The sequence below is a fragment of the Veronia nyctiphanis genome, from assembly GCF_004116385.1.
In the GTDB taxonomy this organism is placed as follows: Bacteria; Pseudomonadota; Gammaproteobacteria; order Enterobacterales; family Vibrionaceae; genus Veronia; species Veronia nyctiphanis.
This window is the reverse complement of record NZ_PEIB01000039.1, coordinates 1-22,182: the sequence shown is the minus strand read 5'-3', so window position 1 is coordinate 22,182 and position 22,182 is coordinate 1. Positions and strand designations below refer to the sequence as shown.

At 50.1% G+C, this 22,182-nt stretch carries 31 protein-coding genes; 11 read left to right on the top strand and 20 right to left on the bottom strand.

Features of this window, described 5'->3' with window-relative positions; genetic code table 11:
• Positions 1-171 precede the first annotated feature (171 nt).
• From CS022_RS21300 to CS022_RS21280, 5 genes are all read left to right on the top strand, one after another.
• A complete protein-coding gene (locus tag CS022_RS21300) occupies positions 172-585 on the top strand; it encodes a hypothetical protein (protein ID WP_129123947.1) in 414 nt (137 codons plus the stop codon).
• Between the two features lie 111 nt (positions 586-696).
• Positions 697-1,002 (top strand): hypothetical protein, encoded by a 306-nt coding sequence (locus tag CS022_RS21295; protein WP_129123946.1) that lies wholly within the window; start codon positions 697-699, stop codon positions 1,000-1,002.
• 49 nt (positions 1,003-1,051) lie between these two features.
• The gene (locus CS022_RS21290) at positions 1,052-1,279 is read left to right on the top strand and encodes a hypothetical protein (protein ID WP_129123945.1); all 228 of its coding nucleotides are present in this window, start codon (positions 1,052-1,054) and stop codon (positions 1,277-1,279) included.
• Positions 1,280-1,329: 50 nt separating this feature from the next.
• Positions 1,330-1,761 carry a hypothetical protein gene (locus tag CS022_RS21285; protein ID WP_129123944.1) on the top strand — a complete coding sequence of 144 codons (432 nt, stop codon included), beginning with the start codon at positions 1,330-1,332 and terminating at the stop codon, positions 1,759-1,761.
• A 168-nt stretch (positions 1,762-1,929) separates the two neighbouring features.
• Positions 1,930-2,829 carry a class I SAM-dependent methyltransferase gene (locus CS022_RS21280; RefSeq protein WP_129123943.1) on the top strand — a complete coding sequence of 300 codons (900 nt, stop codon included), beginning with the start codon at positions 1,930-1,932 and terminating at the stop codon, positions 2,827-2,829.
• A gap of 89 nt (positions 2,830-2,918) precedes the next feature.
• On the opposite strand, the gene CS022_RS25540 is transcribed toward CS022_RS21280, so the two are convergent.
• From CS022_RS25540 to CS022_RS21270, 4 genes are read right to left on the bottom strand one after another with little or no spacing between them, the layout of a single operon-like run.
• Entirely contained in the window at positions 2,919-3,215 is a 297-nt protein-coding gene (locus CS022_RS25540) for a ParB family protein (RefSeq protein ID WP_201746337.1), read from the bottom strand.
• The gene (locus tag CS022_RS21275) at positions 3,212-3,880 is read right to left on the bottom strand and encodes a ParB/RepB/Spo0J family partition protein (protein ID WP_201746336.1); all 669 of its coding nucleotides are present in this window, start codon (positions 3,878-3,880) and stop codon (positions 3,212-3,214) included. Before CS022_RS21275 ends, CS022_RS25540 begins: the two co-directional genes overlap by 4 nt.
• A 2-nt stretch (positions 3,881-3,882) precedes the next feature.
• Positions 3,883-4,206, bottom strand: coding sequence for a hypothetical protein (locus tag CS022_RS26840; protein ID WP_235869841.1), 324 nt, complete (start codon positions 4,204-4,206; stop codon positions 3,883-3,885).
• The gene (locus CS022_RS21270) at positions 4,206-5,090 is read right to left on the bottom strand and encodes an AAA family ATPase (protein WP_235869840.1); all 885 of its coding nucleotides are present in this window, start codon (positions 5,088-5,090) and stop codon (positions 4,206-4,208) included. Before CS022_RS21270 ends, CS022_RS26840 begins: the two co-directional genes overlap by 1 nt.
• Before the next feature lie 646 nt (positions 5,091-5,736).
• On the opposite strand from CS022_RS21270, the gene CS022_RS21265 reads away from it, so the two are divergent.
• The 5 genes from CS022_RS21265 (at position 5,737) to CS022_RS21250 (ending at position 8,783) form a co-directional block, all read left to right on the top strand.
• Positions 5,737-6,801: a replication initiation protein gene (locus tag CS022_RS21265; protein ID WP_235869839.1), complete on the top strand. Its 1,065-nt coding sequence runs from the start codon at positions 5,737-5,739 to the stop codon at positions 6,799-6,801.
• A 159-nt stretch (positions 6,802-6,960) separates the two neighbouring features.
• Complete coding sequence (locus CS022_RS21260; RefSeq protein WP_161569706.1) at positions 6,961-7,428, top strand: DUF2589 domain-containing protein; 468 nt, start codon at positions 6,961-6,963, stop codon at positions 7,426-7,428.
• Positions 7,428-7,553, top strand: coding sequence for a hypothetical protein (locus CS022_RS27510; protein WP_268967925.1), 126 nt, complete (start codon positions 7,428-7,430; stop codon positions 7,551-7,553). Before CS022_RS21260 ends, CS022_RS27510 begins: the two co-directional genes overlap by 1 nt.
• Positions 7,553-8,494, top strand: coding sequence for a DUF2589 domain-containing protein (locus CS022_RS21255; protein ID WP_129123942.1), 942 nt, complete (start codon positions 7,553-7,555; stop codon positions 8,492-8,494). The genes CS022_RS27510 and CS022_RS21255 overlap by 1 nt, the downstream gene beginning before the upstream one ends.
• A 13-nt stretch (positions 8,495-8,507) precedes the next feature.
• A complete protein-coding gene (locus tag CS022_RS21250) occupies positions 8,508-8,783 on the top strand; it encodes a hypothetical protein (RefSeq protein WP_129123941.1) in 276 nt (91 codons plus the stop codon).
• A gap of 94 nt (positions 8,784-8,877) precedes the next feature.
• Here CS022_RS21250 and CS022_RS27505 read toward each other — a convergent pair whose 3' ends face one another.
• From CS022_RS27505 to CS022_RS21235, 4 genes are all read right to left on the bottom strand, one after another.
• Positions 8,878-9,012 carry a hypothetical protein gene (locus CS022_RS27505; protein ID WP_268967924.1) on the bottom strand — a complete coding sequence of 45 codons (135 nt, stop codon included), beginning with the start codon at positions 9,010-9,012 and terminating at the stop codon, positions 8,878-8,880.
• 28 nt (positions 9,013-9,040) lie between these two features.
• Positions 9,041-9,373 (bottom strand): quaternary ammonium compound efflux SMR transporter SugE, encoded by a 333-nt coding sequence (gene sugE, locus CS022_RS21245; protein WP_129123940.1) that lies wholly within the window; start codon positions 9,371-9,373, stop codon positions 9,041-9,043.
• Positions 9,374-9,576: 203 nt separating this feature from the next.
• Complete coding sequence (locus CS022_RS21240; RefSeq protein WP_129123939.1) at positions 9,577-10,659, bottom strand: hypothetical protein; 1,083 nt, start codon at positions 10,657-10,659, stop codon at positions 9,577-9,579.
• Entirely contained in the window at positions 10,640-11,497 is an 858-nt protein-coding gene (locus CS022_RS21235) for a thiopeptide-type bacteriocin biosynthesis protein (protein ID WP_129123938.1), read from the bottom strand. The genes CS022_RS21240 and CS022_RS21235 overlap by 20 nt, the downstream gene beginning before the upstream one ends.
• On the opposite strand from CS022_RS21235, the gene CS022_RS25005 reads away from it, so the two are divergent.
• Positions 11,489-11,659: a hypothetical protein gene (locus CS022_RS25005; RefSeq protein WP_161569705.1), complete on the top strand. Its 171-nt coding sequence runs from the start codon at positions 11,489-11,491 to the stop codon at positions 11,657-11,659. The two genes, CS022_RS21235 and CS022_RS25005, sit on opposite strands and share 9 nt — an antisense overlap.
• Here the strand turns inward: CS022_RS25005 and CS022_RS21230 are convergent.
• The 12 genes from CS022_RS21230 to CS022_RS24985 form a co-directional block, all read right to left on the bottom strand.
• Positions 11,656-12,114 carry a hypothetical protein gene (locus CS022_RS21230; RefSeq protein WP_129123937.1) on the bottom strand — a complete coding sequence of 153 codons (459 nt, stop codon included), beginning with the start codon at positions 12,112-12,114 and terminating at the stop codon, positions 11,656-11,658. The genes CS022_RS25005 and CS022_RS21230 overlap by 4 nt on opposite strands.
• Positions 12,115-12,126: 12 nt before the next feature.
• Positions 12,127-12,603: a hypothetical protein gene (locus CS022_RS21225; protein ID WP_129123936.1), complete on the bottom strand. Its 477-nt coding sequence runs from the start codon at positions 12,601-12,603 to the stop codon at positions 12,127-12,129.
• Complete coding sequence (locus CS022_RS21220; RefSeq protein WP_129123935.1) at positions 12,579-12,758, bottom strand: hypothetical protein; 180 nt, start codon at positions 12,756-12,758, stop codon at positions 12,579-12,581. The genes CS022_RS21225 and CS022_RS21220 overlap by 25 nt, the downstream gene beginning before the upstream one ends.
• 122 nt (positions 12,759-12,880) lie before the next feature.
• Positions 12,881-13,249 carry an alcohol dehydrogenase catalytic domain-containing protein gene (locus CS022_RS21215; RefSeq protein WP_129123934.1) on the bottom strand — a complete coding sequence of 123 codons (369 nt, stop codon included), beginning with the start codon at positions 13,247-13,249 and terminating at the stop codon, positions 12,881-12,883.
• Positions 13,246-14,673: an MATE family efflux transporter gene (locus tag CS022_RS21210; RefSeq protein WP_129123933.1), complete on the bottom strand. Its 1,428-nt coding sequence runs from the start codon at positions 14,671-14,673 to the stop codon at positions 13,246-13,248. The genes CS022_RS21215 and CS022_RS21210 overlap by 4 nt, the downstream gene beginning before the upstream one ends.
• Positions 14,674-14,681: 8 nt before the next feature.
• Positions 14,682-17,117, bottom strand: a complete 2,436-nt coding sequence (locus CS022_RS21205; protein ID WP_129123932.1) for a lantibiotic dehydratase — start codon at positions 17,115-17,117, stop codon at positions 14,682-14,684.
• Complete coding sequence (locus CS022_RS21200) at positions 17,114-17,620, bottom strand: hypothetical protein (protein ID WP_129123931.1); 507 nt, start codon at positions 17,618-17,620, stop codon at positions 17,114-17,116. Before CS022_RS21200 ends, CS022_RS21205 begins: the two co-directional genes overlap by 4 nt.
• Positions 17,602-18,327 (bottom strand): hypothetical protein, encoded by a 726-nt coding sequence (locus CS022_RS21195; RefSeq protein ID WP_129123930.1) that lies wholly within the window; start codon positions 18,325-18,327, stop codon positions 17,602-17,604. Before CS022_RS21195 ends, CS022_RS21200 begins: the two co-directional genes overlap by 19 nt.
• Positions 18,328-18,332: 5 nt before the next feature.
• On the bottom strand, positions 18,333-20,021 hold the full coding sequence (locus CS022_RS21190) for a YcaO-like family protein (RefSeq protein ID WP_129123929.1): 1,689 nt from the start codon (positions 20,019-20,021) through the stop codon (positions 18,333-18,335).
• Between the two features lie 27 nt (positions 20,022-20,048).
• The gene (locus CS022_RS21185) at positions 20,049-21,596 is read right to left on the bottom strand and encodes a hypothetical protein (protein WP_129123928.1); all 1,548 of its coding nucleotides are present in this window, start codon (positions 21,594-21,596) and stop codon (positions 20,049-20,051) included.
• A 196-nt stretch (positions 21,597-21,792) separates the two neighbouring features.
• Positions 21,793-21,939, bottom strand: a complete 147-nt coding sequence (locus CS022_RS24990; RefSeq protein WP_161569701.1) for a thiopeptide-type bacteriocin — start codon at positions 21,937-21,939, stop codon at positions 21,793-21,795.
• 11 nt (positions 21,940-21,950) lie between these two features.
• On the bottom strand, positions 21,951-22,100 hold the full coding sequence (locus CS022_RS24985) for a thiopeptide-type bacteriocin (RefSeq protein WP_161569700.1): 150 nt from the start codon (positions 22,098-22,100) through the stop codon (positions 21,951-21,953).
• Between the last annotated feature and the right edge of the window lie 82 nt (positions 22,101-22,182).

The window sequence follows — 22,182 nt, the reverse complement described above, 5'->3', positions numbered from 1 at the left end:
GGCAGTCTAAACACGGACCTGATCCTAGATGCCAACCTATACCATTATCAGCCTGATCCCCTTCCCTATTAAAACGCGTCGCTGGGCGGCTCCATAACAAGGAAACACTTCATCGTGGTTGCCCCGTCCGCTTCGTGGTGATGTGGTCTTTTCCACTAAAGAGGGCATGTAATGAGACACCGTGAGTTATCCAAAGGGCCCCTTGATGAAAAACAGCTGGATCAACTGGCCAGTGCCATCTTGCAGCATATCTTTGTCATCGCAGCGTCTTCCTGCGAACGCGTCGCCGAAGGGGAACACACTCGTATATCGCTTAGTAAAGGCACCATCGCTAACATGGCAGACACCCCGCCTCTCAGTGAGGCAAACTTGCACCACGTTTGCCTTCAGCTTTGTCGCTACCAAGTATTCCCCGCCCCGACGACGCCCAACAACATTGATGCTGTGTGTTTGTTCAGCCGGGTGGCCTGCCAGAAAGACAGTCTGACGTTCACCCTCAATAATGAAGTTCACCGCAGTATGTTCAGTGCACCCGGTATTTCTCTGCGCCCAAAAGACAGTGAGCCAATCCGTCTTTCCTCATAGAGAAACAGTTCACGATTATCAGTCAACAGGAGCAATGGTTTGATGAAGGGTGTCCGACGTCAAGCTCACGGACACCCAAACCACACACCAACCCATAAAAGGAATCTCAGTATGAGTGACGACAATTCACCAACAGACAGCGGCAGCACAGGTGCACCTCAAGGAGCGGGGCAAGCCATTGAAGCGGCGCCTTACCGCGATCGTGTTGACCCTAAAGTGGCAGACCAAACAACCGCATCTTCGGCACAAAGCCTGAGCATCGATGGGCTGCGCGATCTGTCCGCGCTGTCAAAATTGCAGGTCCGTGAATTTACCCACACGGGTGCCACCCAGATGCAGGCAACGTCAAACGCCATTACCCAGATGGCGGCGGCGGGTGCTAAAGCAGCCAGTTATATTCTGGACGGCGGCAACTGACCCATGGCGGGTAGCGATACGCTACCGCTTATGAATAAAGGAGAGAACCATGAGTAATCAACGCTATCTTGACCGTGTCGACCCCAAAGTGTCTACCAGCACCACGTTATCCTCGGCACTGAGCCTCAACCTTGACGGCCTGCGCGATCTGTCTGCACTGTCAAAACTTCAGGTCCGTGAGTTTACCCATACCGGGGCCACTCAGATGCAAGCCACCGCTAACGCGATCACTCAGATGGCCGCCGTCGGTGCCAGAACAGCCAATCAGTTTTTTTAACGAAAATGACGTCTCTTTAATACATAAACCCAACAAGATAGGAAAAAAATATGCTTACCATTTATGCGTACAGCCAAACGACAAATCAACTTGAAAATGATGAGCATATCCAAGATTTGCTCTCCAGAAGAAACAACCTTTATGTCGTCGGTGGATGCCATGGCGATGAAAACGGAAAGCCTATTGGCAACGATAGGGATGGCTACATATTCGCGGAAGGCGATCAAAGAACGCGAGCTACAGGCTCAGGTGTTGACTACCACTATAAGAACCTTTCAGGTCAAACGTCATCAGGCTACATTAGTGATGAGAATGAAAAATCTTTGGCAAAACTGGTTGCAGACATGACGCAGAACTACAGTGTTCTTCTGTGTTGGTGTCATTCATACACCTGGATCAAAAACTATATTGAGAACGATCCTATCCTCAGTAACCAGAGAATCACTATCCAAGATGTCTCGGGAACACATAATATTGGTTAATGAGCCGTATCGGTTGGGCTCCTGCCCAGAGTAGGGGCTCTCACCACCCTTAATCACATATAACAATAATATCCTTGTTTATCGTGCCACGGCCATCGCACTAGCCACAGAGTCTCTCCTTGCTGACCGCAGTCAGCCGCTTTTTATCTCATATAACGGAGAGTCTGTATGGCAAAGAAAACGCCGTCTCCCTTGCACACCACAAAAACGGAGCGCACTGCGCCTCAAACGTCAGGCCGGAACACAACACCGTCAGAGGCTGACGCCAACCCAAGGCCTCTGAGCATTCAACACGATGACCCTATCGCCGTGTCTTACAATGCCTATTTCAATCAGGGGGCCTATCAGCGACGTTACCCCAGCGCCAACCCCCGGGTGATGAAAGAAATTGAAACCTTGATAGGGGAGGGAGATGCCTCAGTGACGGTGCTCGACTATGGCTGTGGCAACGGCCGCTATCTGGCCTCAATACTGCACAATACTGAGGCAACGGTGCTGGGGTTTGATATCAGCCTGATTGCCCTCGAGCAGGCCATAGAAAAAATCGGCAGTGCCGGGGACAGGGCAACGCTGTTTAGCCGCCTTGCTGATCTTGAGGCCCATTTATCCCGTCATGCCCGCCCCGAGGTTGGCTTGTTACTGTTCGGGGTGTTGTCACACATCAGCTCACGGCGACAACGGGTGGCAGTGCTTAAGTGGTTTCGCCGCCATCTGAAGTGGGGCGGACATCTGGTGATATCGGTACCCAACCGCCACCGCCGTTTCGTGTGCAAACAGCTTTGGCAGCGCCTGCGTGGAAAACCGAACCGGGATGTCAGTATTACTCCTGGTCATCGCCGCGCGGCGACATGCGGGCCGCTGCACTACCATTTGTACGACCTGAAAGAGCTGAAGGACGATTTAGCGCGGGCCGGCTTTTACATCAAATCAGTCAAAGCTGAAAGCCTGTTGCCTGAGCAGGTGATCACTCGATGCCCCCTCTTAGGGGCCATCGATAACTGGTTGAGTAACAAGCTGCCCGCTCATTGGGGATACGGCTTGTGGTGGTCGCCAAGAAAGGGTAGGTGAGCTGAAATACGTGGCGATTTCACCCTGAAATACTTTTATAAAATATAATAAATTCAATTAATTAAAGACGAAATCAGGGAGGCGAACATTTAGGGTTGGAGGTGCTTTTTCAGCACCGCTTCCACCGCTGCATCTAACTCTTTGATCACGGTTTTCGGTAGACGACTGAATTCAAAACTGACCGTACGGTCTTTTTGCTTGCGCCGGGCGAAGGTGTCTTTGTCGTCAAAATGCCATAACGGCTTGCTGATCGCCTTGGCTTTCTTTGGCTTGGCCATCAGCGCTTCCGCTTGCTGGCGATAGATGCGCATCAATGCCGCTTTGTAGGTCTCTGCTGCCACATCCGACGGCAACCTTTCCTGCTCAACCATCACCGCCGCAATCAAATCAACACGTCATGGCCGGCAGCAGAAAACGCCTCGCTGAGATCAAGCAGCAATTTGTAATCCGGGTGGGCAAGCTCAGATTGCACCGGGAACACTGCCAGCATATCCGCCGGCACCGAGGCCGCCTGAATGGCGCGGGTCACTTTGGCCGGCGACAGTTTCTCACTGGCCGCAATCGCCTTTTGGCTCATGCCTTGTGCTTTGAGTAGCAGCAGTCGCTGACCCACTTCACGGAGGTTGTGCTCACGGGCGGTCTGAATGTCTGTCGCCAGTTGGCGGGCGTCACTTTGGCTCAGTGTGTCGCGGGTGATCAATACATCTAGGCCTGTTCCGCAGTAAAGGGCAGCAGCGCGGCGACGGGAGCCGTCGAGGATCTCTATCCGGCCATCGTCGTTTTCACGGCCAATCGCCGGAAAAAACTGCTGAAGGGGCAGGGTACGGCTGATGTCTGCCACCGCATCTTCAGTCAATGCCCATTGATCGCGGCCGTTGGTGAGGCTATCAACAAAGGTCGTCTGCTCAAGGTTTTCCGACGCCACGTGGGACAGGGTAAAGGTTGCTTTGTCGCCCGAGGCAAGGGTGTAGGTGTGACGCTGACTCTCTTCCGGGGCCTCTTTGAGCAGCTGAGTGTCAAACTTACGGCCGATGGGTGTGCGTTTTTTCATTGTTATTGTCCTTCTTCTGACCGGATAAACTCGATACGGTCAAACACAGCACGGGAAAAATCTTCGGTGGCAAGGCGGGCATTTTTCAGCGCATCCGCACTGCCTGCGTAGTTAATGGGGTTGGCTGAGATCACGGTATCAAATGACTCGCCGCAGCGCTCAAAGGCATCCAGCCTTGGCAGGGCAGCATCCAGCATGTCGCCGCCAAAGATCTCTTTGGCAAAACTGTGGCAAAGTTTGTGATCGGCTTTGTTGGCAAGCTTCGACATAAAGCCAATGTTGGCCACCAATGATAAGGCGCAGCCGCTGCCCTCGATGATGCCCATCAGCTCAGGCAAACGTGACAGGTATTTAAGGTACTGTGAAAGTCGACCTGGGCTGGCGGCACCGGGGTCATCAACAAGTCAGCGGAGGCGAGGGCATTGGTCAAAAACGCGTCAAGGTGAGGGCCGCTGTCGACAAAAATCAGGTCGTAATCATCACGAATTTTATCAATCAGGTTTTCTCTCAATACCGCATGAACATTCTGGCCCAGCAGGTGCTCTTGACACAGTTCGTTCCAGGTTGAGGCAATAAAGGCATCTTCGATAGAGGCAGGTAACAAATCGACCCCGGGTACCCCGGACGAGACCACGAACTCGTCAAGTAGCTCTTCCCGGCTGACATTTTGCAGCATCGCCTGCGCGGCGGTATTGTCCACCGAGCCGATGGCATAGTTATGGGCAAGAAACATGGTGGCCGACGATTGCGGGTCGAGGTCTACCACCAAAATGCGTAAGTCTTCCATCAACAGCTGAGGGTGCGCGCGAAGGCCATGGGCCAGTGAGACTGTGCTAACGGTTTTTGAGACCCCGCCTTTAAGGTTACCGACATTGATCACGAAACCGCCTGCGCGGCGATCGCGGTAACGGGGCACGTTGCGATGGTGATAAATATCGATGATGTTTTGAATGGTCATTGCATAAACCCGGGTCGAACCGGCCTGGCGCTTTGCAAATTCATAGCCCGCGTTTTCCATCTCGGACACGGTTTTATCGACAATGGCTTTTGACAACCTTGGCATTTTCGCCACGGTCGCCTTGGTGTAAGTCTGGTGATAGTGCGTGGCGTCGAGTTCTTCTTTCTGGCTGTTGATTTGTTCCGTCAGCGCAGACAACATTCGTACCGAACGCTCAGCTATTTTGCCGATATGCTCATTCGTTGATGACATGCCACCATTCCCTCTTACATGCAACATTTGCGTTTAAAGTCTATAATGCTGCATATTAGACAATATTGGTGGATATTGCATGGTTTTTTATCAAGAGAAAAAAGAAAGGTGTTGTGACTGTGATGGATGTGGAGAAGTGGGTAAATCTTTGATTTATCACCTTATCCACACCTTTCTATAACAATCTATGGATCTCTATAACGATCTATAAGATCTATAAAGTATATAGATAAGGGTAACCCTATGATTATAAAAAGGTTATCGAGTTTAAGGTTACAGGTTTTTCTTTGTTACGATCGTTTTTTTCCTTTAACTGATCTTTTTTTTTCTTTTAAAGGTCACTGTGTTTTCTTTTAACTGATCGTTTTTCTCTTTTAAGGGTCACTTATTTTTCTTTTATTTCCGGGTAATGCTGTGCATAACGCTGGCAGTAGGGGCCTAAAAGGACGTTTTTTTCCGTAACAGACTCCAAAGGTTACAGGTTTTTATTTAAAAGCCTTGCACTCTCTGAATTTTGTCATACCATTGAGACTAAAGGTCACAGGTTTTTCTTTTATAAAGCCGATTTAAAGAAAAAAGTGTGACTTGAAACAAGAATGCCACACTGCTCGAAGAAAAATCTGTAACCTTTAAAAAGGAGCGACGCGTGACTGCGAGCCACAACGAACAACAAGTGATACTGACCGATGACAGCCGTCAGCTGCCCGCCCAGTTCTTCAAGAAAAGTCACGACCTCCTGTTCAGTCAGTTGTCCTTGAGCCCGCGAGAGCATGACATCATGGCATTGCTGCTTAGTCGTTTACATGAAGACCACTGGCAATCTTTTATTGACGGCACCGCGATTCGCGCGCCCGCGTACCAGTTTAAATCGGATGTGCTGTGCGAATGGCTGGGCGTCTCGAGCACCAATTTGTTTAACACCTTGAGTGGCCCGGCAGAGAAGCTGGCCAATCGGCTGATTGGGGTACGCAACCCGCTGACCCGCGAGTTTGATTTCATCACCTTGTTTAAGCGGTTGTCATACAAAGATGCGGTGCTGACCATTATTCCCAATGATGAATTGATGAAAGAGTACCTTGGTGTTGCCCAAGGGCATGCGCAGGTTGATCATCGGGTGTTTCGTAAGCTAAAGAAGGAACATTCCAAGCGCCTGTACCCGCTGCTTTCCCGCTTCAAAAACCAGTCACACACTTTGCATCCGCAGTCGATTGAAGAGCTGCACGGTTTTTTCGGCCTGCTGAACGAAAAAGGCGAGCTGATCAAAACCAGCTATGCCAACAACAAGGTGTTTATTGACCGCTGTATCCGCGCTTCGATAGAAGAGATCAGTAAAAATGACCCGCACTTGGAGTTTTTGGTCAGCGATGACGGCACCTTTGGTTATAGGGCGATCCGCCGCGGGCGGAAAATCGCCAAGATTGAGTTTTTGTATCACTGGCGTAAGCCGGTGAACAAAGAAGAGGCGAAAGAGCGCCAGCAACTGGCAGACGCGACGTCGCCGATTGAGACCGCGATGATGATCTACGATCTGGTGGCTGATTTTATACCTGGGTTAAGCGGCAACCCAACCGTTGATGAGCTTAACGGCATGATGATGTATTCCGCTCAGCTGATGGAAAGTGGCAGAGCCTTAGACGGCGATTTTATGACCCGCTTCAGTGTGGCGATGCGTGAGGCAATGTTGGCGGGTGATGTTGCGAAAGGTCCGTAATAGTTACTTATTAAATACAAAGTTATAGTGCATTAAAAATCGTTTATTACTTACACCATAGACACATATTGAGGTGCCAAAGGAAGCATTTCCTTATCATCCCCACGCTTGTTCTTTTTTACTCTGGCTTCATCTTTCATCACACAATGAGGCCATGTCATGCAACTCTCTTCCTGCGGCAAAAACAACGCTAATGTATCAAAGCAATACCTGGATGCCATCGTTCGGGGCCTGAGTTATGTCGCCAACTGCGCCAGTGAATTAAACCTCAACCACTATCAAAACATTATCGATCAGTATTTTTATCAACATGAAGACGACGACGAGGGTGTGCTCAGCCCAAGAACCATTCAATTAAAGCTTGATGACAACCATATCATCGAAATGCCGCTGATATCCGTTGTCGACGCAAAGGGCTTATACCTTGATGAGCTTGACGTTGACTTCTCAGTGAAGATGACTGGGATTGAAGAGAGCGAACTGCACGAAAGCATGGTTGACGACATCAATCATCCCCCCAAATTTATTGTCGATATTGCGCCCGGTACCCGTGATGAAACCGATACAGCAAAGATATCATCAGCTTTAAAGCCAAATTTAAATCAAATGAATCGCCCGAGTCGGTGATGAAAGTTATCGATAAATACAACAACAAAATTACGCCTTTGCGCATTTTAGGAACAGAAGACAAGCGCGCTGTAGAAACAAAAACGGCGTCAAAAAAAGCATCAGAAGATAGAGGAAGAAAATAATGGCTCTTGAAAGTATCAAAAATCAATTTACTGGGTTGCCCATGGCATCGTTGATTGGCTCTCCGCTCAAGGCAGCGTGCGACGCACAAACTATGCTGGCACGATCGACGGTTGATTTTATCAAGGATGTCGGCTTTGACGGCGATAAAACCCGAACGGCAGACTTCTCCTTTGATAAAAACATCGTCACAGGAAAAGACGCATCCGGTAAAGACATCATCGAACAAAACCGGGTATCGATGGAAGTGCCGGTGCTGGCCATTGTCAATGTGCCAAGCCTCTTGGTCGACGAAGTGGATATCACTTTTGATATGGAAGTCCGCTCGTCAGAAGAATCAAAAGAAACGGAAGACAAAAAGGGGCAATTTTCAGTCAATGCCAAAGTAGGGTGGGGGCCACTCAGTGCGACCGCAAAAGTATCAGGCAGTGTGGCTTCTCACAAAGAGAACACGCGAAAAAGTGATAACTCTGCCAAATACCATGTTGAGGTTCACGCCTCGCAAGCGGGCACACCGGAAGGGCTGTCACGGGTACTGGATATCATTGGCGAAGCCGTGGCCCCCAAAGCCATCGACAACAAAACCAGTGATTCATCGGAGATGCTTGAACAACTCGACAAAGTCAACGAAGCAGGAAGAGACGTCGATGTTGAGCGGGCCAAATACCAAGTCTGCCAGACCAAATTACAGGCAGCAGAGCGTAAATACCAAGAAGCAATATCGACAAATGAAGCCCCTAATACTGGCGACAAAAAATCAGCAGATGCAGAGAAAACAGCCGTAGATGACGCGAAAAAATCGGCAAAAGAACAACAGGATAAGCTTGAGAAAAAACAAGCCGAGCTTGAGAAACAACAGATGATCCTGCAACTGATCCGCCAAGGCGTCAAGAAGGAGGTTGCGGAGAAGGCACTACCCACTGAAGATGGCAGTGGTGGTTAATTAAGGAGCGCATATGGGACCCGCCAAACAAACGCCAGCTCTCGACTTATCAGAGGTTCGTTTTATTGAACGTATTGTTGTCGGCCGATACAACGCTAATGGCCATGAGGATGATGCGCAGATGCAGCGTCAAATTGACAAGCTCAATCAATGCCTTAATGGCAGCCCAAAAGGCATGTTAATTGGTAAGGATACGGGTTTTAAGGTATTTAAAATGGGCGAAAATACCGTGGTAGCCCAGCAGGTTTCTTACCATATCGGCTTCAGGCGAAAACCCAACTTTCTATGACCGATTTGGCGTATGAGTGACCGGGTATAAGACAAGCTCTGACCTATCTCAGAGCTTGTCGTCATCGCATCGATTCCTCACAAGAATGCTGTCGCTACTGTCTTTCCAACACCAATGAGACCACAAGGCCGACCAGATTAGGTTGGATGTCCAGATCAGAGAGCATATTGCTGTGCCCACTCTGGCGCAGGTCAAGACGTGATATGTGTAATGAGAGTGACGTATCCATACCTTATTCCTGCCCCCTTGACACAGGGTTATACCTGATGGGTATCACCGCTCATAAATTTCAGGCCGACAATGCCAATAACAATCAGGCCAATACAGCTCATTCGCACCCAGTCGAGCTTTTCATCAAAGAGGATCACGCCAGCAATCATCACACCCACGGCACCGATGCCCGTCCATGCAGCATAGGCATTGCCGACAGGAAGGGTTTTCATTGCATAGGCGAGGAAGCCAAATGACACCCACATCCCTGCGATAGTCATCGCTGATGGCCATAATTTGGTGAAACCTTGTGAATATTTCATGCTGATCGCCCAGAAAACTTCGAATAATCCCGCGACAGCTAAACAAAACCAAGCCATGTATCCCTCCATTTACGTCATTAAGAAGTCCACCAAAGTGTATGGCGAACGCAATGAGGAAACCCTTGTAGTTTTGACAGGTAAGGCACCGTGAAATCGCAGGTGTTACTGGCAGAAAAGGCAAAGAACGAAAAAACACCGCCCATTGCGGTGCCTTTTTTTGCAACGTGCCAAATACTTCTAAACGCGTAACCAACCAGTCGTCAGCACTGATACAAAGCAGCCCTTAATTGGGCGACCTGTTGACGATTCTCCCTTTCAAAACGGGACAGGCAATAGTTGAAATACTGGCGATCCAGTGGCGTGTAGTTCAGCAATGGGAACTGTCGGTACACAATGTTCAGTAGCCATCGATAGCTGCCAAAGTCGAGGGGAAATTCGAACGCCTGGCCGTCACGGGTATAAAAGTGCGATTTGTGAAATGCTGAGACCTCACGAATATCGGCGAGTTTTTGTTTCGGGTATGGAGAGCGCTGATGGATCACGCCATCTTGTACCAGTTTGGTAAAGTCAAGGAAATGGGCCTTTAACCACGCCCCATAACGACAAAGAAAGGGGTTATCGCTTTGTAATTCGGCCTGCAACGCTGCTAGCCATGCTGTTAGGTTGCCAGCGTCCTGTTGGTATTTTTTGTCGAATTTTTCCTCAACCTCGGTCTGCGCCGACGCCCCCAAGCTGTGCGCCCAGAACGTGAAATTGGAATGGTAAGAAAGAAAGCCGTTATATTCGCCTACCTCAGGGTCGTTGCTGGGTTTAGGCTGATAAATACACGCCAGCAACATCATCAGGTTAAAGCGTTGCTGATCGGCATTGCGGCTTGTTTCTGCGCCCATCGTCAGTAGTAAAGGGCGCAGGCGACAGTTGGCCTCAAACACGCTGCGCCATTGTTGCTGACTCTCATACCGTTGACCAAGTTTTGATGCCTGCGTATCCGTTACCCGCACGGTGTTGTTTTGCTCTACCATCTCAGGGTCAAGGCTGACTTTTTCAATTACCATCAGCTTTTTTTGCTTGAGGCGGTGGTTATCTATATCGAGCTCTGGTGACGGACACGAGGTGAAAAAGTCATCTATCCGTGACAAGGCCTGTGCCAGTAGATCGTCTGAATAAAAGTGGCTGTCGGTGTTCAATAGCAGCCGATAGTGGGGGCCATGCTGCCATTCGCGGGAGACGCTCCAATCTTCGAAAAGCTGTGATGAAAACAAAGATTGCAGTGGCAGAAATAACTGCTGATACAGACCACTGTCGTTGCTGTTGTAATGAATATCAACTTGCTTGACGTTCATCGGTGCCTCCGAAATGCAGTAAGGTCAGATAAACAAAAAAGCGGATCGCACTTTCTTTGAACGGCGGTACGCCCAGTCGGTTAAAGGTCATGTGCAGTAGGGAGTGTAAGATGGGTTCAATGGCACCGACGGGCCCGCGTTGCAGTGACGATATCAAGGTGCGAAGGCTTTGTTTAAGCTGCTGAATGTTGGCGTCATGTTGAAACTCGGTCACATAGTGCTGATAATATTGCTGATACGCAGGTCGGTTGGCCTCAAACTTCTGGCGCACCTTTTCAGCAACCAGTGTACTTTGCGTTGTGGCATGCGCCCCTTCGATATGCAGCAGCGACAATCCGTTCAAACCGAATTCAGCGGCAACATCCTGATAGGCGATGCTGAGCATAAACATCACGCGCTCGTTTTCTTCGGGAGATTGCGATAAATATGTCAAGATCCGGCGTGAATCTTCACAGAAAAACTGTTCACAATATGGCATCCCATACTCGCCACCATAACGGGTGTATTCCGGCTGATAATCAATCGCCTGAATGCTACCGTTGGGGTAGAGAATATCCCCTTCATCACCGCTGAACTGATGTCGATACGGACGATAATAATTCTCTGCATCCAGGGTCAGAGGTTGGCCGTGTTGGCGCCAGTAGGTGTTCAGCTCCGTCAGTAATGGCTGGATATCAGCGTGCGCCCGGACACGAAATCGAAGGTGCGGGCCACCGTGCCAGTAACGGATAAAAAACAGATCGTCGAGAAGAGAGTGATCAACAGACGCAGCCACGGTCGCCAGACAGTGGTTCATCTGTTCAAAGTCATATAAAAAAAAGTGGTGTGATTGCCACATAACGCCGTCCTTGGAAAAAGTCACAGGGCCCGGCTGCTGGAGATAAACCGGGCAAGAGCAGGTATCAATACCGAAACGAAGACTGGTTTACTGGAAGTCGATGCCTCCCATACTGACAAAGAAATCCAGTCTGTTTTCACTGGTCGCCGCAGGGTTGTTTAAAGTCCCTTCAGCGCCGACCAAGGCTTTACGTGATACAAGGTTATACGTGCCTTTACCGTGTATTCCGCCGACATCCACCACAGCATGTGACTGGCTGAAGTGGCAGAATCACGGATATCAGGTGCAAAAATTTGCCCAGCTTTGAGTGATATATGGTGGCTGTAGGACGGGTTAACGACGATGTTAAAAACCGTTCCCTCGTTTCTTCCCTCACCAAAACACGCCTTGGTATGTGTGACCTCGGTGCGGTTCCCCTCAGTATTGATGCTGACTTCAGGGACACATTTGCCCTGAGGGGCATGGGTGATGGTGTAAGGCTTGTCAAAGTCGCTGTCAGCCACAGTGACAATCACAGTGCCTTTGTCAATGAGCACTGAAGGGCCTTCGACAGCAGCACTGCTGTGACTGGTGCACCCTGCGATAATGAGAGATAAAAAAGACATGGCATATTTCATAATACGTAACTCCTATTGCGTGGCGGCCGGCGGGTAACGGAAGATCACTTTGCCAAACCGCCCCTGACTGTTGAGGCTCGATTGCACAAAGTTTTTCAAGGTGTCTTCATGACTGAACGCCTCGGCTAACTCCACAGTTAAACGGCCTGCTGACAGATCATCGAGGGCCTCTTGGAGGTCAGCAGAGGTACCAAGGTTGTTGCCAATAAAATGGATACTCTTACGAAGAAGGGTGCTGAACACCTCCTCAATTGAAAGCTCGTCGGAGACAAAGCCTTCAAGTCGGGCATGGGGTGACTGACGCGCAACACCACAGGAAATGTAGCTGCCAAAGCGCCGAACAAACGGCAGCAATTTAGGCAGGTAAATATCCATAAAGGGGTCAATCACATGGTCAAAATACGGGCATGCGTGCTGAGTCAGATAGGCCTGAAGCTGTTCGGAAAAGTCTTTTTTCCGGTCAATCAGGCAAACGTGGTCAACGCCCATGGCCTGCAACTTCCCGACAGAGTCAGGCTGGTTGTCAGGGCATGAACCGTGACAGGCTTCAGCAGTAATTTTTTTATCGCAAACAAGGCAGTGTTCGATGTGGCGCCAGTGACCAGCACATGCTCGCCGTCACTGAGCGGCAAGCGGTTCACCATCGAATAGCCGGTTTGCGCGCCGACACTGAACGCGGCCGCTACCGTGTCCGTGACCGCCGCATCGATGACGGCCACTTTGTGGGCGGGGACAATCTGTCGCTCTGCCGAGGCGCGGGTGCTGGTCAAACCGGGGGAGGACGTGCCAAGTCGACACACCCATCACCGACAACTCTGTCACCAACGCGCACATGGGACACGTCGTCGCCCACCGCCTCAACAACGCCAACAAACTCAGAGCCCAACACGCGATAGGCCCGTTGCTCCGATTCCACCACTGACAACAGGCGGTATCGTTCCCGGTAATTGAGGGAAAAGGCTGACACTCTCACCTGCACGTGGTGGCGGTGGTGTGACTGTGACGGCTCAAAACACGGGTCATCAAGGTCAATCAGACCAATGGATGCCTCAACGCCATCAATACTGACATTGACGACCTTGCTGTTATCAATGTCTGATGCCAGTGAAGCGGATAACGCAGCCAAGGTTCTCATGCTGGTTGCTCCTGTGCTGATTGCGCTTGTGATGCTGACTCTTGTGGTGCCTGGTTTTCATCGCCCCACAGCGCAGGCTTGCGGGCAAATGTTAGGTAGAAATATCCCCAACAGCCGACAAAGGTCGCCAGATACGAGCCGCTAACGGCCCAGGCCATGTGCGCCACACTGTCACCAACAAAGAAACGCACCAACAACAGAGGCAGCAGGGTCGCCAGATACATCGACCATACCGTCATAAACAGGATGCCTTTACTGTCACCCAGACCGATAGCGGCAAAGATGTAGGCAAATGAGGCCAGCAAAAAGACCCACGGCACGGCGGTGATACGGATGTACTGCTCTACATCAGCTGTCATCGCGTCACTGGCGTTGAACAAACCGGCAAACTCTCCCGATAACCAGATAAACGGCAACATACAGAGCACACCGACCAAGAAGGCACGTTTGACCATCCAGTTGACACCAAGACACACGTTACGGTGTGACTGCTGTCCGGCATTTTGGGCCACGAAAGGGATCAGGGCCCCCATCACACCCAGTAACACCGTCTGGAAAAAGCCAGTGATATATTGAGAGATCACTACCGCTTCCATCACCTGTGCCTGATACAGGCTGATCACGATGAAAAACAGGAAGAATGACAAAGACAGAGACAGCGAGTTAAACGATTCAGAGATGCCCAGTTTCAGCACCGCTTTCCATTCAATCAGCGTCTTGTTGGGCGAGAAGGTGATACCAAGCGGGAACGAAAAGACCTTCATCGCCTTAATTTGATACAGGCTTATCCCAAAGCTCAACAGCCTCGACACAATGGTCGACAGTGCCGCCGCTTTAATCGGATCCCACTGTTGGCTGACCGCGGCATAAATAAATACAGGGGTGATGACAAGGTTAATTAAAAAGGCAATCACCTTTAGTTTCACCAAGGCCTGCATGCTGCCTGACATTTTAATGATCAGGCTGGTATAGATGTACAGTAATAGCGCAATGTAGCCATACCAGAAGAACTCGAGGTAACGCTGGATCATTGCCTGCTCTTCAAGGCTGACCTGAAACAGCGCTGTCAAACTGTCACCAATCAGGTTACCAATCAAGGCCACAGCGACGCCGAGCAACACACAGTACCCGAACCCGATAGACAGCAGGTGCTTGACCCGCTGTTGATCACCTTTACCAAAGTGTTGATTGGCAAAGACATAAATCGCGGCCAAGATCCCCGAGAACAAGGCCTCGACCAACCCCACGGTGGTGATAGACACTTTCAGAACCTGCGGCAGGCCCTGATACTGGGTTAAGGCCATTAACCAACTTAAATCAATAAAGCTGGCCAAATAATCGAGCATTGAAATAAACAGCAAGGGTGCTGAGAATTTCATCAGGCTCTGATGAATATTGTCATCCGTTAAGACCACTCTAGTCATAATATTTCCTACACTGTCTTTTCTAAAATAACTTCTGATGCGAAGGTATTTTCATTGGAATTAATGAACTCATCGCTGCCGTCCGGCAGCATTTCATCAAAAGAGATGTAATCGAATGATGAATTAAAAACACGTGAGATTGGCCGGCACATAATCGGTGAATTAAAGTCGACAAATAACGGTTTTTTATTGTTCGATATATCGCGCTGAAGCACCTTATCGCCCGCATGGCGACGGACAAACACACGGCTCGGTATGCCCGCCTCCTCACGCCATACGTTCAATCTTATTAAATACTCCGACCAGGTTTCCCCGGTAGTTTTTACAGGTAGCGCCTGTCGGGACAGCCACCATTGACGGCGCGATACCACCACGTCCTTGTACATCACACGGGGGAGTTTGACCGGTGTGAACGCGGCCTGCTGAACCACCATGTCGTAGATGCCGAAACGCGGCGCGAAGTAGCATTGCTGCTCCATCATCGAAAACTTAAGCAGCAACTCGACCAGTTTTGGGTAAAGCTGGGTAACGAATAAAGCGGTATGCCTTAAGGTGATTTCCTTGTCATCGATATGGCTGAACAGGCGGGGTTTTGGCTCTCCCTCAGGCCATCTAACGTACAAGTCAGCCAGAACAAGATCGCCGTCCTGCGATGCGTCTGAAGGCTCAAGCCAAATCCGCTTTTTGGCAATCCGTGGCCTGCGTCCGGTGTTAAAACCGAAGGTATCGTAAAAGTCATAGCTGTCTTCCAGCGCGTCACCGTAAGCATCAACACACTTTTTGAGCACAGTGTCGTCATCGTTGAACGTGAAGAAGCGAGACCACACCCTGAGATAGCCGCTGTCGACATTATTGAGGATGAATTTGTTGTCATGAATATGGCCATAGGCCGACAGAGAATGGGCGACTTTTTCCTGTGGCGGTTGGGCCTCAAGCGTCAATAAATCACTGTTTCTGTGCTGCCACAGGTGTTCGTAAAAACGCAGCATTTTATTGACTTCACCCACATTATTGCGCGGGTCCTGATTGGCCTGCTGCAGCTGTGACGAAGCAATATCGTAGAAGTCGAACAAGTCATATTTCTGGTCCGGCGCCATGGTTTGTCTCAGCGAGCCCATCAGGGATGATGAGACCCCGGCGTCGTAGTCGATACCAATATAATGTTGCAGAAACTCAGAGACCTGGGTCGAGAACGTATCAACCAGCGTTTTGTCGATCGCACTGAGCGACGGGTGCAGGGTATCGTGATAGACAATGCCTGATTGCTTGATGGACTGGTAGCCCACCATCTCACACAGCTCCCCAGTCGAGACCGTAATGTCTTCGATGCAGTCCCTGACACGGTCAACCGGTTGCTGTGGCAAAACCAAAAACGCCTGATGGATGTTATCCAGTAAGGCTTCAAACTCAGGGAAATCGAAACCGCGGGTTTTCAGCACCGCAATCTTGTCTTTCATTTCCTGCAAGATGTCCTGCGCCTGATCATCAAGCCTAAGGTCAAACTGCAACACACCCGTGGTGATAAGCTGGTTGAATAACACCTCACAGCGATCGCCCAGTAAGGCCTTGAGATCATCAAAGTCATAATGCGTATCTTTGGCCAGAGCGAACTTTGGCACCCGGGATTTCACCAACGAAGAGCGGAACGGATACACCTGCTTGTCGTCACGGAAACTGTAACAAAACGCTTGATTGTCCTTATCACTCATGTTGACAGAGAAGTGATAACGCCAGCAGTGGCTGTGGGTGACAACCAGCTGATCATAAATTTTCAAAAACACAGAGCGGTCGAGCGAAAACTTATCCATCAACTGCGGAGCGCGCTCAATGGTAGTCTCTCCCGACGCCTCAACCGGCGAAAAGCCAATCGAGGTAAAACCGGAAAACGGACTGACCTTGGTCACGGCGCGGGTCAGATAACGCAGCAGGGTATCTTCCTCGTTCAGTAACTTTTTATTCGGGGCGCCCCGATGACGGCAATAGCGGGTCACAATGTCGCTGATGTTACCCCGGGTAAATGAAATGGATTTACGGAAAATCGGCGACTGCGCCATCGATTTGATTGACTCTCGTGATTTGCCGCACAGCGCTTCATACTGGTCATCTATCTGCTGCTCTGCATGGTGCAGTGCCTGATAGCTCTCCAGCCACGCCTGACCGCCGTCAATCGAAGACAATAAGCCTGACTGCTCCGCAGCCCAGCGAAGGTTTACCTTATTCTGCGTCAGCTTATTCTTTATTGTCAGCAACTTACGATACTGCGGATGCTCTGCGCCTGCGGCATCAAAAAGCGCGTTGATGAGGGTGTCTCTGGCTGCTTTTTCATCACCCAGAGCCTGATCACGATGGTGCATCGACTCTGCCATGGTGGTGGATTGGGTGAGGTTATCAAGTGTCGACAGGCTGAGGTTATTCGATCTCACGACCACATAAGGTAATGTCATTTGATTGCTCCTAGTGATTGCATGGCTCGGTTTTTCCCGATCAATAAGCCAAAGTAGGTCATTTCCTCTGCACGCTGCTCTTCATCGAGCGTCAGGCTGTCTACTTCAAATTGGTCATAGCTTCGAAACGGCCGGGCAAAAAGTCCTTGTTGAGTGAAATGTTCGATAAGACGCTGACAAACACTGCCTAACATCAGGTTGCACATGGCGGCACCGTCATCGTCTTTCACCGCCTGCTTGTCGACTGCGAAAAACAACACGCAGGAAGTGTGTAGAAATGAAAAATTGTTGTAGTTGTAGGCGTCTTCAAACGTCGCCATAAACTGCCCCTGTCGACGGCATATCGCGCCATCGTCACCAAGCTGATAAATCCCGTCTGACAGCGTCTGATGTCCCTGAATTAGCGCCCGTAAACGAGGCTTTGGCGGTGTGTGCTGGCCGCAGATGGCAGAAAACTCACGATAGAAGGTCTCGGCACACTGACTCAGCGCGTCCAATTGCAAAAGATCTGAGGGGACCTTGCGGGGAAAAAGGCCATAGTGAACATCCCCGAGGTCCTGCGTGACAGATTGACTCCATCATCGTCCGTTGTGCTGTCCGCGCGGGTAATATCAAGCAAGAACTGGTGATTTTCACGTTGTAATCTTGCTGTCAGACCCAGCCTTGCAAGGCGGCGGGTCAACGCCCGGAGACAATGGCCAAGCTCGAGACAAAACAGACCGTAACGGAAACGGTTATACAGGGCGTTATAAATGTGAAAGTCGGTGTTAACCCGAAGGCGTATGCTGTCAGCTAACCATAAGGTATCGCGGTGAGAGGCATCATTGAGCTGCCAGTTTTCTAAATCGATCTCTCGCCAACAGTCAGGGGAGTCGGGACACTGCACAGAAAATGTCAGCGGGTAATACGAGCGCGGCGACGGGTACTCGGCATGACTGCCATAGGCGTCCGCCGTGGTCACGTAATTGGGTAAATGCACCTGCGCGAGGGCAAATATCAACCGCTCGATCACTGACTCACGCGGACACTGCTGATGAGTCAGCGCGGCTGTGACCAACTCACTGATGTCGACACTGCAACCAGGCTGACGACGCGTGCGCTGACAGGCCATTTCTAATGCATTGAGCGGTCGCCATTGTTTCTCATCCTCAAGCGGGTAGAGGTATCGGAACGTAAACTCGTTGATAGCAAGAGAGGTGGAATCATTCATGGTGTTTACCCCAGAGGATGAAGAGTAGGAAAGTAGCCGACAGCCCGGTCATTCAGCCACGGCGAGGCGTCAGCAGCACGCGCAACGCGTTCACGGCAGACAAACACCGGGTGCTCACCAAAGGTCAGGTTTATCAGGCCAGGCACATAAGCGCGGACCCAATGCAGCCCGAGATCGCGAAGGTAATCCGGGGTGTGTTCAACCAAAAGGGCGGAGTAGCCGTGCCTGTGCAAGCAGCCCTGCAGCTGCGCCATGGCATTTTCGGGGGTGTCGGCGGCGTGATGACGGCGGACAAAGTCAGACAGAGAGATCTGTTCACTGGCATCCAGCAGAAAGCGAAATTCCGTTTTCTGCGCGGGGTCAGCGTAGTGGAGATACTGATCGGCGTTGGATGTCACCACCTCAGACGTTCTGGCACGATGGTAATTACGCTCACAAAGCCCCATCAGCGAATACGCTTCAGAGACCGCATTCTCAAGGGCGACCTTAGGATCGGTATGCGCGCCGGCGGTCACAAATACGGCCATATTGTCATCAGTTTCACCTTCAATCACCGACAGCACCACGGGAATATTCAGCTCGGTGGTGATATCAAATAGATGAAGACGATAGCCTTGCATCTGTATCAAATGGCAAAGCGTTTGCAGCGAGGGAGGGAGCTCAGAACCAAGCGAAATCCGTTGCGGGCAAGACTGGGTATACCAGGTCAACAGCAGCGCATCCCGCTCAATGATTTCAAGCAGCGCATAGAAACTGGCTTCCTGATAAGAGTTACCCAATGCGCAGCCGTTACTGTTGGTATTAAAGCTAACGTTCTCCAGGTGCTTATTCAGATAACACACCATGGCGGCCGGCACCCACTTCTGTTGGCCAGACACTCCGTCGGTCGCAGGCATCCATGCCATCTCTGTGGTATCGGAATAATGCGGAAAAAGTACCGAATCGCGCTGAGTATCAGCACCAAACAGCTGGTACGGCGTGACGGCGTTCTCTGCCAGCGTTGTCGCACTGGTCCAGCGAATGTTATCCGGTAGTTCGGCGCTGACGCGACGCTCAAGGTATTCATACACTGCGCCGGCCAACCGCTGATGGCGATCATTTCCCCGTCCGATGCCTACCACGTTTAAGGCGCCATCGAAGCAAGAGCACATCCGTCCTTCCTGATCAAAATGTACCGTCAGGTTGGCCAGCGACTGTGGGCCAAAACATTGGGTAATGGCGTTCACTTTGGGGTTATAGAGGCGATGAGCAGGGTTATCAGACACATTGAAGCACTGCGTTGAGGGCAAGGCGTCCAACACCGCAGGAAAATACCGTTGTTCAAAATGTCCGTTGAGATAGAGAAAAACGACCCCAGTATCACGGTGGCCTGATTCACCAGTTTCAAGGCACTGCAGTACCGCATGTTCGAGCTGTACTTTCAGTTTGATATCCATCTGCCAACGCAACTGATGACTGGGGTAGACCTTAAGGCCGCGGCTAAGGGTATTGACCCTTTCAAGGCTCTGTCCACTCTGGCCTTTACCGTGCGGCAGTAGCAGTAAATAGCCCTCATTGGCCACAATAGTCAGGGTGGCGTCGTCAGAGAGACTGGCGTTGTTTTGCTGCAACGCGGCCACAATTTGGATGGCCGACGGCGTCAGATTTTTTGCGCCATCAATCACAGCCTGAATGCAGGAGATACTGCTACTCATCGTCAACTCCCGCTTGCATATCAGTCTTTAGCGGAGGCAGTACCAAGGCTGCCTTACAATGTGCGGATGTTGCTGTGCCAGCCAGCAGTTCAGGTAAAGACGTAATAACAAACGTTTGACTGTGCCGGGAAGCGTGTCTTCATCAGGCGCAACATCATGCGAGGTCTGCGCTGCCATCTCACTGGCGGCGATCACCTGCTCTGTGCCGACAGCCGCGACGATAAAATCGCCTTGAGGTCCGGTATATTTGTCGAGCGTCACCGGACGATTGCACACTTGCTGCAAACAAAAACGCAGGAACTCGCATTCTCTGTTCAGGGTGTGGAAGGCGATAGAATCTTGTTTATGACTGTGGGAAAACGCCACCATGGCATCTGTCATCGACGCTTTCAGCGCCTGAATCTCCATAAGGTGGCCGTCTCTTTCAAACCAATATTGACTGGACTGGGCAAATTGCAGCAGGGCGTCTTGTCTTGCCTCTTGCTGGTCCATCCCAATACCGAAGTGATGACCACAGACAGTCTCATCATCGCCAGGGAATTGGATATGCAGTCGTTGAATATTGAGATGATCCACCGGATGGGCAACACGGTGAGCCGCTTTAACCGGAAAAAGCGGAGGCAACATCAGGCTCTCCAGATCCCTAAACACATTGATGTCAGACGAGGCAGACAATCGCGAGCTATCAACCAGGCGGCTTAGCGGCGCAACTTCCGTTCCTCCGCGGGCATTAAGCTGATAGTGAAGGTATTCCTCTGCGCCAAGCACATTGACGCCACAAAGACGATCAAAGACCACCGAGCCTGTCACAGCACCGGCCACTAACTGTCGCGTCCGGCTTGTTGGTGAGGGAGACAAGGGAGGCACGTAGGCGTCATGACTGACGGTGAGGTATTGCTCGTTCATGTCGACAACAAACAGCTGTGTAAGATCTGTACGGGTATGCAGCACCCCTTCCAGCTGACGCAGAATGTGTTTGTCCGAGGTGACAATGATGTCATCCGGCGATAACGACGCGATATATTCAAGACGGGTTTCAACGATCTGTGCATCAGCAATTTTGCTGCTGGTGTTAAAACCGCGGATAATTTGTTCGTTTGATACCGAAGACGTCAGATTGGTATTAATAAAAGCTACTTGCCTGGCGCCGTATTCCGCTAACGTTCGCACTATACTGAATAAGAAAATATCACTGGCAATCACAACAATGTTTTTCTGTGAAAATGCCTGATACGCAGACAATGTATCTGATACATGTTGACTTAAATACGTTTCAACTTGAGAAAGTGAGGGCTCTAAAATTCTATTATTGTCATTTTGATAAAAAGCCAGGTTTTTATTAATGAGGAATTGACTTATTTTATAAACACCAGATTTTACAGGTTCCTCATAAGAAGAGAGCAAGTCTTCCAGGCTGAGTGTGCCATCAGCTGCCTCAAAAAACTCTAGAATAATATCGATAAAATAATCATCAAGGCTTACTATAAAGTTCTCTGATTTACGTCGGATCCTCAACTTACCTGGTACACGTTGAACAAAAATATCAGGACGGATTTTATAGAATTGGTTTTTCATTACTTTAACCCTTTAATACACAACTCAGATGACAAACGTCATGAAGAGATATATAAAACGACAAGTAGTTGGAATCGTTATAAAAATAACGACATTAGCGTTCTCATGAAAAGACCCGGTCATTTTTATTAATGGCCTGCCTGATTCAAGTGCCCGGTAATGCCGTCATCTCAGTAGCTAATGAAAGCTCAGTGAATTACTGAATTTGCTTTCCGCTACAGGTCGAGCCAGCAGCAATAGTGCTTGATGCACCCATTTCTTCCAGCGCAGACGCTTCCGTTGATTCCAGTACATCAAAGTCCAGATCGATGTCTTTGTCAGTCGATGTGTTTTGCTTTGACATGGTGTGTCTCCTTAGTGAAGAACAGGCTGGCTGCTGCACGTTGAACCAGCACCTACAGTGCTTGATGCGCCCATTTCTTCCAGTGCCGTCGCTTCATTCGCTTCCAGCACTTCAAAGTCCAGGTTGATGTCTTTGTCAGTTGATGTGTTTTGCTTTGACATGGTGTATCTCCTTAGTGAAGGACAGGTTGGCTGCTGCACGTTGAACCAGCACCTACAGTGCTTGATGCGCCCATTTCTTCCA

Bases quoted from the DNA above. Each gene is read 5' to 3' on its own strand.
- CS022_RS21260 (WP_161569706.1), top strand. From the start codon at position 6,961: ATGCAACTCTCTTCCTGCGGCAAAAACAACGCTAATGTATCAAAGCAA.
- CS022_RS21225 (WP_129123936.1), bottom strand. From the start codon at position 12,603: ATGGGCGTTGACCACGTTTGCCTGATTGACCGGAAAAAAGACTTTTCC.
- CS022_RS21295 (WP_129123946.1), top strand. From the start codon at position 697: ATGAGTGACGACAATTCACCAACAGACAGCGGCAGCACAGGTGCACCT.
- CS022_RS21255 (WP_129123942.1), top strand. From the start codon at position 7,553: ATGGCTCTTGAAAGTATCAAAAATCAATTTACTGGGTTGCCCATGGCA.
- CS022_RS21215 (WP_129123934.1), bottom strand. From the start codon at position 13,249: ATGAGAACCTTGGCTGCGTTATCCGCTTCACTGGCATCAGACATTGAT.
- CS022_RS21300 (WP_129123947.1), top strand. From the start codon at position 172: ATGAGACACCGTGAGTTATCCAAAGGGCCCCTTGATGAAAAACAGCTG.
- CS022_RS24990 (WP_161569701.1), bottom strand. From the start codon at position 21,939: ATGTCAAAGCAAAACACATCGACTGACAAAGACATCGATCTGGACTTT.
- CS022_RS24985 (WP_161569700.1), bottom strand. From the start codon at position 22,100: ATGTCAAAGCAAAACACATCAACTGACAAAGACATCAACCTGGACTTT.
- CS022_RS27505 (WP_268967924.1), bottom strand. From the start codon at position 9,012: ATGGATACGTCACTCTCATTACACATATCACGTCTTGACCTGCGCCAG.
- CS022_RS21240 (WP_129123939.1), bottom strand. From the start codon at position 10,659: ATGAACGTCAAGCAAGTTGATATTCATTACAACAGCAACGACAGTGGT.
- CS022_RS21195 (WP_129123930.1), bottom strand. From the start codon at position 18,327: ATGAATGATTCCACCTCTCTTGCTATCAACGAGTTTACGTTCCGATAC.
- CS022_RS26840 (WP_235869841.1), bottom strand. From the start codon at position 4,206: ATGGGCATCATCGAGGGCAGCGGCTGCGCCTTATCATTGGTGGCCAAC.
- CS022_RS21285 (WP_129123944.1), top strand. From the start codon at position 1,330: ATGCTTACCATTTATGCGTACAGCCAAACGACAAATCAACTTGAAAAT.
- CS022_RS21230 (WP_129123937.1), bottom strand. From the start codon at position 12,114: ATGAAATATGCCATGTCTTTTTTATCTCTCATTATCGCAGGGTGCACC.
- CS022_RS27510 (WP_268967925.1), top strand. From the start codon at position 7,428: ATGAAAGTTATCGATAAATACAACAACAAAATTACGCCTTTGCGCATT.
- CS022_RS21235 (WP_129123938.1), bottom strand. From the start codon at position 11,497: ATGTGGCAATCACACCACTTTTTTTTATATGACTTTGAACAGATGAAC.
- CS022_RS21280 (WP_129123943.1), top strand. From the start codon at position 1,930: ATGGCAAAGAAAACGCCGTCTCCCTTGCACACCACAAAAACGGAGCGC.
- CS022_RS21190 (WP_129123929.1), bottom strand. From the start codon at position 20,021: ATGAGTAGCAGTATCTCCTGCATTCAGGCTGTGATTGATGGCGCAAAA.
- CS022_RS21275 (WP_201746336.1), bottom strand. From the start codon at position 3,880: ATGAAAAAACGCACACCCATCGGCCGTAAGTTTGACACTCAGCTGCTC.
- CS022_RS21290 (WP_129123945.1), top strand. From the start codon at position 1,052: ATGAGTAATCAACGCTATCTTGACCGTGTCGACCCCAAAGTGTCTACC.
- CS022_RS21210 (WP_129123933.1), bottom strand. From the start codon at position 14,673: ATGACTAGAGTGGTCTTAACGGATGACAATATTCATCAGAGCCTGATG.
- CS022_RS21185 (WP_129123928.1), bottom strand. From the start codon at position 21,596: ATGAAAAACCAATTCTATAAAATCCGTCCTGATATTTTTGTTCAACGT.
- CS022_RS21205 (WP_129123932.1), bottom strand. From the start codon at position 17,117: ATGACATTACCTTATGTGGTCGTGAGATCGAATAACCTCAGCCTGTCG.
- CS022_RS21250 (WP_129123941.1), top strand. From the start codon at position 8,508: ATGGGACCCGCCAAACAAACGCCAGCTCTCGACTTATCAGAGGTTCGT.
- CS022_RS21270 (WP_235869840.1), bottom strand. From the start codon at position 5,090: ATGTCATCAACGAATGAGCATATCGGCAAAATAGCTGAGCGTTCGGTA.
- CS022_RS21220 (WP_129123935.1), bottom strand. From the start codon at position 12,758: ATGGTGAACCGCTTGCCGCTCAGTGACGGCGAGCATGTGCTGGTCACT.
- sugE (WP_129123940.1), bottom strand. From the start codon at position 9,373: ATGGCTTGGTTTTGTTTAGCTGTCGCGGGATTATTCGAAGTTTTCTGG.